At 65.3% G+C, this 12,458-nt stretch carries 13 protein-coding genes; 8 read left to right on the plus strand and 5 right to left on the minus strand.

Going from position 1 to position 12,458, the window contains the following annotated elements; all coding sequences use genetic code 11:
• Positions 1-14: 14 nt before the first annotated feature.
• The 3 genes from FIU89_RS06885 to betI are packed head-to-tail and all read right to left on the minus strand — an operon-like array spanning position 15 to position 2,748.
• Positions 15-662: a glutathione S-transferase family protein gene (locus FIU89_RS06885; protein WP_152491911.1), complete on the minus strand. Its 648-nt coding sequence runs from the start codon at positions 660-662 to the stop codon at positions 15-17.
• Positions 662-2,176, minus strand: coding sequence for a choline-sulfatase (gene betC / locus FIU89_RS06890; protein ID WP_152491912.1), 1,515 nt, complete (start codon positions 2,174-2,176; stop codon positions 662-664). Before betC ends, FIU89_RS06885 begins: the two co-directional genes overlap by 1 nt.
• Positions 2,173-2,748, minus strand: coding sequence for a transcriptional regulator BetI (gene betI, locus FIU89_RS06895; protein WP_152494430.1), 576 nt, complete (start codon positions 2,746-2,748; stop codon positions 2,173-2,175). Before betI ends, betC begins: the two co-directional genes overlap by 4 nt.
• A 315-nt stretch (positions 2,749-3,063) precedes the next feature.
• On the opposite strand from betI, the gene FIU89_RS06900 reads away from it, so the two are divergent.
• Positions 3,064-4,620, plus strand: coding sequence for an ABC transporter substrate-binding protein (locus FIU89_RS06900; RefSeq protein WP_152491913.1), 1,557 nt, complete (start codon positions 3,064-3,066; stop codon positions 4,618-4,620).
• Between the two features lie 146 nt (positions 4,621-4,766).
• On the opposite strand, the gene FIU89_RS06905 is transcribed toward FIU89_RS06900, so the two are convergent.
• Both FIU89_RS06905 and FIU89_RS06910 read right to left on the minus strand, forming a co-directional pair.
• Entirely contained in the window at positions 4,767-6,167 is a 1,401-nt protein-coding gene (locus FIU89_RS06905; RefSeq protein ID WP_152491914.1) for a short-chain fatty acyl-CoA regulator family protein, read from the minus strand.
• A 71-nt stretch (positions 6,168-6,238) separates the two neighbouring features.
• Complete coding sequence (locus FIU89_RS06910; RefSeq protein ID WP_152491915.1) at positions 6,239-7,453, minus strand: multidrug effflux MFS transporter; 1,215 nt, start codon at positions 7,451-7,453, stop codon at positions 6,239-6,241.
• A gap of 274 nt (positions 7,454-7,727) precedes the next feature.
• Here FIU89_RS06910 and FIU89_RS06915 point away from each other — a divergent pair, with 274 nt between their 5' ends.
• The 7 genes from FIU89_RS06915 to FIU89_RS06940 all read left to right on the plus strand — a co-directional run bounded on the left by FIU89_RS06915 (position 7,728) and on the right by FIU89_RS06940 (position 12,421).
• A complete protein-coding gene (locus FIU89_RS06915; protein ID WP_172978051.1) occupies positions 7,728-8,462 on the plus strand; it encodes a hypothetical protein in 735 nt (244 codons plus the stop codon).
• Between the two features lie 196 nt (positions 8,463-8,658).
• Positions 8,659-10,191, plus strand: a complete 1,533-nt coding sequence (locus FIU89_RS06920; RefSeq protein WP_152491917.1) for an acyl-CoA carboxylase subunit beta — start codon at positions 8,659-8,661, stop codon at positions 10,189-10,191.
• Positions 10,192-10,263: 72 nt separating this feature from the next.
• On the plus strand, positions 10,264-10,596 hold the full coding sequence (locus tag FIU89_RS06925) for a hypothetical protein (protein WP_152491918.1): 333 nt from the start codon (positions 10,264-10,266) through the stop codon (positions 10,594-10,596).
• Positions 10,593-10,997 carry a DUF6497 family protein gene (locus FIU89_RS06930; protein ID WP_254701813.1) on the plus strand — a complete coding sequence of 135 codons (405 nt, stop codon included), beginning with the start codon at positions 10,593-10,595 and terminating at the stop codon, positions 10,995-10,997. Before FIU89_RS06925 ends, FIU89_RS06930 begins: the two co-directional genes overlap by 4 nt.
• Positions 10,998-11,211: 214 nt before the next feature.
• On the plus strand, positions 11,212-11,358 hold the full coding sequence (locus FIU89_RS22225) for a hypothetical protein (RefSeq protein ID WP_172978052.1): 147 nt from the start codon (positions 11,212-11,214) through the stop codon (positions 11,356-11,358).
• Positions 11,359-11,478: 120 nt separating this feature from the next.
• Positions 11,479-11,838, plus strand: coding sequence for a hypothetical protein (locus FIU89_RS06935; protein WP_152491919.1), 360 nt, complete (start codon positions 11,479-11,481; stop codon positions 11,836-11,838).
• A gap of 373 nt (positions 11,839-12,211) precedes the next feature.
• A complete protein-coding gene (locus tag FIU89_RS06940; RefSeq protein ID WP_152491920.1) occupies positions 12,212-12,421 on the plus strand; it encodes a hypothetical protein in 210 nt (69 codons plus the stop codon).
• Positions 12,422-12,458: the final 37 nt, after the last annotated feature.

The raw sequence follows: 12,458 nt of genomic DNA on the forward strand, positions 1-12,458 counted from the left end.
CAGAGGAAAAGGCATCAGGCGCCCTCGGCCCGCAGGGTGTCGTAGGGGACCATGACGTGGGCCCGGTAGGCGGGGCGCCAGGTGAGGCGGTCGTAATAGGCCTCGACCGTCGGGTTGGCGGCGCGGGGGACGTCGATGGTGAACCAGCGGTAGAGCAGGTGGCCCGCGACGATGTCGGCGGCGGTGAAGTGGTCGCCGCAGATGTAATCGTGGTCGGAGAGGTGCTCGGCCAGGCGCGCGAGATGGGCGTCGAAGCGCGTTATGGCGGCGTCGAGTGCGGCCTGGTCGCGGTCGGCGGCGGGGGTGCGGACGCGGGGCCAGAAGATGGGATGGGTGAAGCCCGCCGCCAGCGTGGTCTTGGCCCATTCGGCCCACATGTCGACAGGGGCGCGCCCGGCGGGGTCGGCGGGCCAGAAGGCGCCGCCGTCGCCGTAGCGCGACGCGAGGTAGCGCAGGATGGCAGTGCTTTCCCACACCACGAGGTCGCCGTCGCGCAGGACGGGGACCTTGCGGTGCGGGTTCATGGAGCCGAATTCGGGCGTGTCGAGGCCGCCGTGGTCGTGGCCATAGTCGAGCCGCTCGCAGTCGAGGCCGAGCTCGGCGAGGGTCCACATGACCAGTTGCACGTTGGAGGAGGTGGCGCGGCCATAGACGGTGCGCATCATTCGCCCCTCGGGTAGCGGGCGTTTTCCTCGACCACGTTGAGGTCCATATGGTTGCGCATGTAGCGTTCGGACGCCTTTTGCAGCGGTTGGTAATCCCACGGATAGTAGCCGCCCTGGCGCAGCGCCTCGTAGACGACCCAGCGGCGGGCCTGGCTTTCGCGGACCTGGGCGTCGAAGGCCTCGAGATCCCAGCGGGCGGCGGCCTCGACGCGGAAGCGCTCGAGGGTGGATTTGTGCGCGGGGTCCTCGGCCAGGTTGGTGAGCTCCAGCGGGTCGGCGTCGAGGTCGAAGAGCTGTTCGGGGTCGAGCGCGCAGTTGGTGTATTTCCAGTGCTCGTGGCGCAAACAGACGAGGGGCGAATAGGAGGCCTCGGCGGCGTATTCCATCGCCACGGGGCTTTTGCGGGTCGCGCCCTGGCCCGAGGGCACGAGGCTTTCGCCGGCGACCCAGGGCATGACCTCGGACATGTCCACGCCGGCGAGGTCGCACAGGGTGGGGCAGACGTCGATATTGCTGACCGGCTCGGTGACGAGGCCCGGTTCCATCGTGGGGGCGGAGATCATCAGGGGGACGCGGGAGGAGCCCTCGAAGAAGGACATCTTGAACCACAGTCCGCGCTCGCCCAGCATGTCGCCGTGGTCGGAGACGAAGAGGATGATGGTGTCGTCTTCCTGGCGCGTGCCGCGCAGGGCCTCCATCACTTCGCCGATCTTGTCGTCGAGATAGGAGATGTTGGCGAAATAGGCGCGGCGGGAGCGGCTTATGTCCTCGTCGGTGATGGTGAAGCTGCGCCAGTCGTTGGCATCGAAAATGCGCTGCGAATGGGGGTCGTGGTCGTCGTAATCCATCGCGGGGACTTGCGGAAGCAGGTGTTCGCAGCCCTCGTAGAGGTCCCAGTATTTTTTGCGCGCCACGTAAGGGTCGTGCGGGTGGGTGAAGCTGACGGTCAGGCACCACGGGCGGTCGTCATGGCCGCGCCCGTAATCATAGACCTTGCGGGTGGCGTGGTAGGCGACCTCGTCGTCATATTCCATCTGGTTGGAGATTTCGGCCACGCCGGAGCCGGTGACCGAGCCCATGTTGTGGTACCACCAGTCGATGCGTTCGCCCGGTTTGCGGTAATCGGGCGTCCAGCCGAAATCGGCGGGGTAGATGTCGGTCGTCAGGCGTTCCTCGAAGCCGTGGAGTTGGTCGGGGCCGACGAAATGCATCTTGCCCGAGAGGCAGGTCTGGTAGCCCGCGCGGCGCAGGTGGTGCGCATAGGTGGGAATGTCGGCGGAGAACTCGGCGGCGTTGTCATAGACGCGGGAGCGCGAGGGTAGAAGGCCCGACATGTAGCTGGCGCGGCCGGGCGCGCAGAGCGGCGAGGCGGTGTAGGCGTTTTGAAAGCGGGTAGACCGTTCGGCCAGCGCCTTGAGGTTGGGCGCGTGCAGCCAGTCGGCGGGGCCGTCGGGAAAGAGTTTTCCGTTCAGCTGGTCGACCATGAAGATGAGGATGTTGGGACGTGTCATGTGGGGGCGCCTTCCGGGAGTGAGGTGTCGATGTAGTGCAACAGCACACCGATGGCGGTTTCGCCCGAGAGTGGCGCGCTGTGCAGCGCCTGCCGGATATAAAGACCGTCGATCATCGCGGCCAGACCGCGTGTGAGGATGCGGGCCTCCTCCGCCGGGGCGAGTTGGCGGAAGGCGTGGTGCAGGTTGGAGCGCAGGCGGCGGTGGTAGACATGCAGAAGGCGCCGCGCCGCGTCGGATTTCTGGGCCTGAACGTAGAAGTTGAGCCAGGCGGCGATCATCTCGTCGCGGAATTGGCCCGGCGCGAAGCTGGCGCGGATGATGGCCTCGAGCCGCTGGCGGGGCGTTTTGGCCATGATGAGAGCGCCGCGCACCTCGGCCCCGTAGAGGGTGAGGATATGGCGCATGGCGGCGGCGAAGATCTGTTCCTTGGAGCCGAAATAGTGATGCGCCAGCGCCGAGGACACGCCGGCGCGGCGGGCGATCTGGCTGACCGTGACGTCGAGCGAGCCGCGCGCGCCGATCTCGTGGATCGTGGCCTCGACCAGCGCGGAGCGTCGAATCGGTTCCATTCCGATCTTGGGCAATTGGTCCTCCGTGACTGACGGCCCCATGCGGTATTGAGTTTTGATTGACTCGTCAATCAATAAACGTATTGTCTGCGTCAACAGGGGATAGGGATCAAGAATGGGAGAGGCGAAGCTTTCGCGTTGCACGGGGTCGCACGTGGCGTCTAAGGTTGCCGGGATGTCGTTTTCGGGCCACGCCGAGGGATCTCAGCGCAGCCAAGAGGCTTTTGACGCCAGCCCTGAAATTGGCGGCCCCGGACATACGCGCGTCATGCGCAGAGCATAACAGAGTATCGTGTCAACAAGGGAGAACATGACATGTCATTGATCAAGAGCGGACTTCTGGACCGCCGCGGATTCCTGAAAACCACTGTCGCGGCGGGTGTCGCGGCGGGTCTGCCAGGGGCGTCCTTTGCCCAGAGCACGCCAAAGCGCGGCGGTGACCTGCGCGTGGCCAAGGGCCACGGACAGACGACGGACACGCTGGACCCCGGCCAGTGGGAGAACGGTTACATGCTGGCGCTTGGCTTCGGCATTCACGGCCGTCTGACCGAGGTGGCCCCGGACGGGTCGCTGGTGCCGGAACTGGCCGAAAGCTGGGAAGCGTCCGAGGATGCCAGCGAGTGGCGGTTCAAGATCCGCCAGGGTGTGACGTTCCACGACGGCAAGTCACTGACCGTCGATGACGTGGTCGCGTCGATCAACCACCACCGCGGCGAGGATTCGACCTCGGCTGCGGGGCCGATCGTGGCGCCGATCACGGACGTCAAGACCGTGGGTGACGACACGGTCGTGTTCACGCTGGATGGCGGCAACGCCGACTTTCCTTTCATCCTGTCGGATTATCACCTGGTGATCTGCCCGGCGACGGAGGACGGCATCGACTGGCAGTCGGGCAATGGCTGCGGCAGTTATGTCCTGAAGAACTTCAACGCCGGTGTCAGCAGCCAGTTCGAGCGCAACCCGAACCATTGGCGCGACGACGTGGCCTGGTTCGACACGGTCGAGATGCTGGCTGTGGTAGACCAGAACGCGCGCACGACGGCGCTGGTCTCGGGCGACGTGCAGGCGATCGACCGGGTCGACCTGAAGGCTGCGGGCCTTTTGGGCCGCAACCCCGGCGTGACCATCGAGTCGGTGGCGGGCACGCAGCATTACACCTTCGCGATGTCCACCAACACCGATCCCTATACAGACAACAACATCCGTCAGGCCCTGAAATGGGGAATCAACCGCGAGGAGCTGGTAGAGAAGATCCTGTTCGGCTACGGCTCGGTCGGCAACGACCATCCGATCGGGCAGGGGCAGCGGTTCTTCAACTCCGAGCTTGAGCAGAAGACCTATGACCCCGACAAGGCGAAGTTCTTCCTGAAAGAAGCGGGGATGGACAGCATCGACATCAACCTGTCGTCGTCGGATGCGGCGTTCGGCGGCGCGGTGGATGCGGCGATCCTGTACCAGGCGTCGGCCAAGGAAGCGGGCATCAACATCAACGTGGTGCGCGAACCGAAGGATGGCTACTGGTCGGACGTGTGGATGAAGAAGCCCTTCACCGCCGTTTACTGGGGTGGCCGGCCTGTCGAGGACCAGATGTTCGCCACGGCCTATCAGTGCGGGGCGGCGTGGAACGACAGCTTCTGGTGCAATGACCGGTTCGAGGAACTGCTGGTCAAGGCCCGTGCCGAGCTGGACGAGGACAAGCGCCGGGAGATGTATTACGAGATGCAGGACCTGGTGGCCAACCAGGGCGGCGTGGTGATCCCGATGTTCGCCAATTACGTCTTTGCGGTGGGCGACAAGGTTGCCCATGGCGAGATGGCGTCGAACTGGGACATGGACGGCGAGCGCTGGATGGAGCGCTGGTGGATGGCCTGACATTCGGGTTTATTCGTGAGATTTGGAGGACCCCCGGTTTGGCCGGGGGTTTTTCTTTTGGCGGAGGGAGGTGGGTTGGAAACCCACCCTACGCGAGAGGTCCCGGATCAAGTCCGGGACGGGTGTATCTAGGTGCCATCGCGCGGCTATCCGACCTTGTAGGGTAAGACTCCACGTTCGTCTGGGGTGACTTGCAAGCGGCGTTCCAGGGGCGGCACGGAGCGTTGGTGGCAGTGGGTGCGCTCGCAGATGCGGCAGGAGATTCCGATGGGCTCGTAGGCTTGCGAGAGCGTCAGGTCGAGATCGTCGGCATAGACCAGCGCGTCGGCGTGTTTCACCTCGCATCCCAGGGCGATGGCGAAGCGGCGGACGGGTGCGCCATAGTGTCCGCCGCGTTTGGAGACGTCGCGGGCCAACGAAATGTAGCGCACACCGTCGGGGGTTTCGGCCAGCTGGCGCAGGAAGCGGCCGGGGGTCTCAAAGGCGCGGTGGACGTTCCAGAGCGGGCAGGCGCCGCCGAAGCGGGCGAATTGCAGGCGCGTGGCGGAGTGGCGCTTGGTGATTGTGCCGGCCTGGTCGACGCGGACGAAGAAGAAGGGCACGCCCTTGGCGCCGGGGCGTTGCAGGGTCGACAGGCGGTGGCAGACCTGCTCGATCGACGCACCGAAGCGGGTGGCGAGGCGCTCGAGGTCGTGGCGGTGCTCCTGCGCCGCTTGCAGGAAGGCGGTGTAGGGCATCAGCGCGGCCCCGGCGAAGTAATTGGCCAGACCGATCTTGGCGATGTCGCGCGCGGCGGGGGACTGGAACCGGGCGAAATCGAGCGTGGCCTCGATCAGCTTTTCCTGTGTCAGAAGAGCGACTTGCAGGAGGAGTTGAAAGCGGCGCGTCTCGGGTTCGGCGTGGTTCGACAGGTAGAGGATGCGGGCGTCGCGATCGTAGTGGCGCAGGCGGGCGTCGTCGCTGTCCACCACCTTGATGCCGAGCGTATCCAGCCGCGCCTCGGCCAGATCGGTGATGCGGCGAGGGCCGGAGGCGGGGCCGGCGAAATGCTCGGCCGCGCGGTCGACGGCGTCGATGTAGTTGTCGCAATAGTGGAAGAAATCGCGCACCTCGTCCCAGGGGGAGATCTGGGGGCGGGCATCCTCGCGCCCCAGAGCCTCGTCGAGGGAGGCGAGGCGTTCGTGCGTGTCGCGGTAGGCGCGGTGCAGTTCGAGAAAGGCGCGGGCCATGGCGGGGGCGTTGGAGGCCGTCAGGCGCAGGTCGCTGAGGCCGGGGATGTCGTCGGCGAAGACGGCGTCGGCCAGCGCCTCGCGCATGTCGGTCACCAGCCGTTCGGCGTCGCCGGTGGCCAGTTCCGTGACGTCGAAGCCGAATTCCTGCGCCAGCGCGAGGATGACCGTGGTGGAGACCGGGCGGTTGTTGTTCTCCATCTGGTTCAGGTAGGGCAGGGAGACCCCCAGCTTGGCGGCGAAATCCTTTTGCGTCAGGGCGAGGCGCTGGCGCGTTTCGCGCAGCTTGGCGCCGGCATAGAGTTTCTGGGTGGCCATGGGCGGCTCGCTTTGCAGGTTCGCGTGGGCGCAGGTTTAAATTTGCAAAGCGGGGCGCGCAAGGGCGGCGTTCAGATCGAGGGCACGCCCACCTGCCGTTCGCGCAGGATGACAAGGGTGATGGCGAGGATGCCGCCCAGGGCCGTCAGAAGCATCAGCCACACCAGCGGGAAGGCCCCGGTGCCGGGGCCGAGCAGGGCGCCGGCCAGCGCCGAGAGGCCCGCGCCGCCGCCGATCATCAGGAAGCCGGCAAGGCCACTCGCGGTGCCGGCGAGGCTGGGGCGCACGGAGAGCGCGCCGGCGGTGGCGTTGGGGATGGTCATGCCGTTGCCCAAGCCCATCAGCGTCATCAGGCCGAAGAAGGTGACTGGCGTGCCGATCCCGGCATAGAGTGTGGCGAGGTTGATGCCGTGGCCGATGGCGTTGGCGAGCGCGCCGTAGAACACCATGCGGTTGATGCCGATCCGGGTGGAGAAGCGGCCCGACAGGAAGTTGCCGGTGAAATAGCCCACGGCGGGCGCGCCGAAGAAGAGGCCAAGCTGGGACGGGGTGAGCCCGAAGACCCGTGTGCCCACGAAGGGCGCGCCGCCGAGATAGGCGAAGAAGGCGCCAGAGGAGAGGGCGGCGGCAAGCGCGTAGCCCCAGAAACGGTAGGAGGTGAACAGCTCGGGGTATTCTGCGAACTGGTCGCCGAAGGTGCGGCCTTCCAGCGGGGCGGTCTCCCCAAGGTCGGTCCAAACCAGCCAGAGCACGGCCGCGCCCATGGCGAAGAGCGCCCAGAAGCTGCCGTGCCAGCCGAAGGCGGCGTCGAGCATCCCGCCGATGGCCGGGCCGATCATGGGCACGACGGACATGCCCATGGTAACGTAGCCGATCATCGAGGCGGCCCGGTCGGCGGGCACCATGTCGCGCACCACGGCGCGCGACAGGACCATGGCGGCCACGATGCCGCCCTGGAACATGCGGAATATGAGGAAGACCCAGATGTTGGTCGACAGAAGGCAGCCCAGCGTCGCCAGCAGAAAGATCACCAGCCCGCCGAGGATCACCGGGCGGCGCCCGACCCGGTCGGAAATCGGGCCGATCAGCAGTTGCAGGATGGCGTTGATGCCGAGGTATCCGGCGACGGCGAGTTGCATCACGCCGTAATCCGTCTCGAAATAGGCGGTCATGCCGGGCAGGGACGGCAGGAAGATGTTGAGCGCCAGTGTCGAGATCCCCGCCAGCACGATCAGGGTAAAGATGTGCGGCGGAGTCGTGCGGTCGAGGAAGCGAACTGTGGGCATGGCAAAGGCGCTATCCCGGAGTGCGGGGGATGTCCAGATGGGGCGGAGTCCGCCGGGTGATTTCCGGGAACGGGCGGCCGGGGCCGGCACGTTTGCAGTGGATCTCCATGGCCCGGCTCAAAGGCGGGCGCGGTGCGGACCCTTGATAAACGCGCGTCGCCGGAGCAGCATGTCCCCAAGGTTATTCGATCGGGGCAGGTATTTCATGTTCCCAAGATATTTCGGGACGGATGCGCAGAGGCGCATGCAAGAGGTGGCCTTTCAGCTTTCTTTCTTGCTGGAGGACGATCCTGACTTCGGCACCGAAGGCCGTATGTGGGGGATCGACGCGCCCGAGTTTGCCGAGACCCACAAGGTGGCCGCGCTTGCCTGGCTGCAGGGGGCCACGGTCAACCATTATGTTCCGAAATCCCGCGAAGCGCGATTTTCCGAGGACTATGCGCGCCTGGGTCTGGCGAATGACAGATGGGACCAGTTCATGGGAGGGCGGAACTGTTTGTCCCGTTGCGCGGACTTCCTTGAGGGATTTGCCGTGCCGGATCGGTACCGTCTGCACCGGGTCGGACCGGAGACGCCGGCGTCCATTCTCGACGCGCTTGAACAGACCGCATCGGCCTGCGGTGTGTTGCCACCCATGACGCCCGTTCTGTTCGGGCAGTTGCGCAAGGCGGCTTACTTCTGCCTCGAAGCCCCGGACGGAGGTGTTGCGGCCTGCGCGGGGGCCTGCATGCGCAATCATTCCGACAGCCGCTTTGGACAGGCCGCGTGGTGGGGCATGCTTGCGACGCGCGCAGAAGATCGCGGCCAGGGCCTGTCGCTGTATCTGGGGGCGATGGCGGCGTGCAGCATGCACGCGCAATTCGGTGTCGAGGAATTCTATACCGGGGTGCGGTCCGACAACATGGTGTCACGGCACGTCTGCCAGAAACTGGGCGTGTATGACACTCACTATGCCTGTGTTGCCATTCTCGATCCGGCGGCATTCGGCGACAGCGGCTATACCAAGTGATCGGCGTGGCGTGCGAGCGACAGGGGCCGTGCATCGCGACGGGAGGGATGCCCGGCGGGTTGCTGATGGAATCGGCGGTTTGCAGTTTTGCAAGTTAGCAGGCAGGGCTTCGCGGGATTTGGCAAATTTGCGGAAATCCTCTTGGATGGGGTGGGGGCAGCCGGTAGGGTCGCGCCAGCAAATCAAGGGGGCCTCGATGAAAGATATCCTTCAGGAACTGGACACGCGCCGCGGCAACGCGCGGCTGGGCGGCGGACAAAAGCGGATCGACGCGCAGCACGAGAAAGGCAAGCTGACCGCGCGGGAGCGGATCGACCTGTTGCTGGACGAGGACAGTTTCGAAGAGTTCGACATGTTCGTGGCCCATCGCTGTACCGATTTCGGGATGGAGAAGAACCGGCCCTATGGCGACGGCGTGGTCACCGGCTGGGGCACCATCAACGGTCGGCAGGTCTATGTGTTCAGCCAGGATTTCACCGTGCTGGGCGGGTCGGTGTCGCATACCCACGCGATGAAGATCTGCAAGATCATGGACATGGCGATGCAGAACGGCGCGCCCGTGATTGGCATCAACGACTCGGGCGGCGCGCGGATCCAGGAAGGCGTGGACTCGCTGGCCGGCTATGGAGAAGTGTTCCAGCGCAATATCGAGGCGTCGGGCGTGGTGCCGCAGATCAGCGTCATCACCGGCCCCTGCGCGGGTGGGGCTGTGTATTCGCCGGCGATGACCGATTTCATCTTCATGGTGCGCGACAGTTCCTACATGTTCGTGACCGGCCCGGACGTGGTGAAGACCGTGACCAACGAGCAGGTGACGGCGGAGGAACTGGGCGGGGCGTCGACCCACACGAAAAAATCCTCGGTCGCCGATGCGGCCTTCGAGAACGACGTGGAGGCGATGGCCGAGGTGCGGCGGCTGGTGGACTTCCTGCCGCTGAACAACCGCGAGCCGGTGCCGGTGCGCCCGTTCTTCGACGACCCGGATCGCGCCGAGACGAGCCTGGACACGCTGATCCCGGACAACCCCAACATGCCCTACGACATGAAGGAGCTGATCGTGAAGGTCGCCGACGAGGGCGATTTCTACGAGATCCAGGAGGATTTCGCCAAGAACATGGTCACGGGGTTCATCCGGCTGGAAGGGCGCACGGTGGGCGTGGTGGCGAACCAGCCGATGGTGCTGGCCGGGTGCCTGGACATCGACTCGTCGCGCAAGGCGGCGCGGTTCGTGCGGTTCTGCGACTGTTTCGAGATCCCGATCCTGACCTTTGTCGACGTGCCCGGCTTCCTGCCCGGCACCAGTCAGGAGCATAACGGCGTCATCAAGCACGGGGCGAAGCTGCTCTTTGCCTATGGCGAGGCGACGGTGCCGAAGGTGACGGTGATCACGCGCAAGGCCTATGGCGGGGCTTACGTGGTGATGAGTTCCAAGCATCTGCGGGGGGATATCAACTATGCCTGGCCCACGTCAGAGATCGCGGTGATGGGCGCCAAGGGGGCGACGGAGATCATCCACCGGGGCGACCTGGGCGATGACGAGAAAATCGCCAAGCACACGGCGGATTACGAGGAGCGGTTCGCCAACCCCTTCGTGGCGGCGGAGCGCGGGTTTATCGACGAGGTGATCCAGCCGCGCAGCACGCGCAAGCGGGTGAGCCGGGCCTTTGCGGCGCTGCGCAACAAGAAGCGCAAGCTGCCGTGGAAGAAGCACGACAATATTCCGTTGTAGGGCGGGATTTATCCCGCCATGGGCGGCGGGGTGAACCCCGCCCTACGAGATTGGTCGAAGGTACGAATTGAGATGAGCCGGGGGTTTCATATCCTGCGCGAGACAGGCGCGGTGACCGTGGCGCGGCGGGTGCCGGTGCGGTTCGACGTGAGCGCCGAGGCGCGCTTTGGCCTGCTGCGCAAGCTGGCGCTGGCGCAGCAGGTGCGGCAGGACCTGTGGCGCGCCTTGAAAAACGTGCGGGGGTTTGCGCCGGTCGTCAGGGTCGTGGAGGCCGGGGATGGCGTCACCGTGACCGCAGGCGGGCAGGTCGAGGGGCGGCATGACCGCGCCCGGCTGGAGGAGACCGTCGCGGGGCTCTTGGCCGATCCGCGCCATGTGGCGCGCTGGACGCGGTGGGCGCGATGAAGGGGATGTTGGCAGGGACGCTGGCCGCGCTGATGGCGCTGGCCGCCCCAGAGCAGGGCGAGGCGCAAGAGGAGGAGCGTCTTGTCCTGCCATCGGGGCTGGAGGCGGAATTGCAGGAGACCATCACCGGCGAGGCGGCGATGGGCATGACGGTGCGGTTCCGCTTCGTGGCGGAGGATTTCACCGGCACCGAGGATTTCGAGGTGCAGACCGCGGACCTGGAATACCTGTGCAACGACTATGCCCTGCCACGTCTGGCGCCGGGGGAAAGCCCGCCCGACAGGGTGGTGATCTCGGTGGCCGACAGGCCGTCGGAATTCGGCCGGTTCGACCCCGATGTGACGCAGATTTTCGAGAGTTTCTCGGTCAAGGACGCAACCTGTATCTTGGAGCTGTTCTGATGAATACACAATATGTTGCGGATCAAAGCGCAGCCCTGCGCGGGTTTGAGGCTTTCCAGACACAGGCAGGCGGGATCGCGCCGGGCAGATATGAAACGTTGACGGATTCCGCTATTGTCACACTTGGTTACATATCCGTGACCCATTCCTCGAACGAGGGGCAGATGGGGCGTTTGGCGCGCCATGTGCTGGAGTACAGAGACAGGAGACAAACATGTCGAACAGCATCAAGAGCATCCTCGCGGTTGGTCTGGTTGCCATCGTGGCAGCCTGCGGTCAGCAGCAGCAAGAAGAAGAATTCGTCGTGGTCGATCCGGAGCCGATCTCGGTCGAGCCGACCTATACCGGCAAGCTCAAGTAAGCACCCGAACGCACGACAGGGGCAGGCCCTCGGGCCTGTCCTGATCCACTCTGTCCCGATCGGCCCTGTCCTGATCCAGGGCGAGACCCGGCGGTCCCTGCGCGGTTGCGGAGGCGGGTCATGATCAAGCACCGCGGCTTTCCGGGGCGTCTGCCCGGCAGCGATTTCCAGTTCACCATTCGCCGCGCCAACCCCAAGGGCGCCACCGCCATCGTGCGGCGCGAGCGCTATCGCGACCGGCGTCCGGCCGACAAGCGCGCCGACACCGCCTTTGTCCGCGCCCTGTGGGAGGCTTTCGGCGATCAGCCCTTCGAGCGGGGCAACCTGGATGCCGGGCGGCTGAGCTGGCTTTACGGTCGCGAAGTGCTGCCGGCCGAGGACCCGTTCGATTCGGAAAGCTACGAAGCGCTGCTGGTGCTGGACGTGGCGGCGGCAAGGCGCGCCTTTCCGGATGCGTTCGAGGAGGGAGGGGCGGCATGATTGGCGCAGCTCCGGTCCTTTATTTGGGCACGTTTTTGCCGACGACCCGCGGATTCACGCGAATTGCAGCCGATCACCCGCAGGATGAGACTTGGGGGTTGGCGCAATGCCAGATTGCGTGCACCGTCACTATCGTAGTGGCGGCCTTCCCCCAATGGGCCGAGACATACCGTCTAAACCGTTACCCTTCCCCTGATGGGCGGCCTTATGCATTGTTGCAGAGGCCGCCCTTTTTTATGTGCGAGTCAAAGCCTTACGCGGATAGGCGAGGTTGCGCCCAAATCGCCCGGCGCCGGAGGACGGGCTTTGATTCCGCCGCGGAACTGGCGTTGAGTGAGCGCAATTCAGAACAAGACGCGCGAGGCGACATCCGATGCAGTTCCGTAAATCCCTTCCTCTCTTCCTGTGCCTTCCGGTTTTCCTGGCGGCCTGCGGCAACACCGTGCCGGAACAGGCGCTGTTCGGCGGGGCCGCGGGCACCGGCGCGGCGGCCGTCGTGGGAGGATCACTGCTTACCGGGGCGGCGGTGGGGGCCGCGGGCAACGTGGCGTTCTGCCAGGTCTACCCGGACAAATGCCTGTAGCCTGAATTCCGCGCCCTTCACCGGGCGGCTCAACCTG

The organism is Roseovarius sp. THAF27 (assembly GCF_009363655.1).
GTDB lineage: Bacteria > Pseudomonadota > Alphaproteobacteria > Rhodobacterales > Rhodobacteraceae > Roseovarius.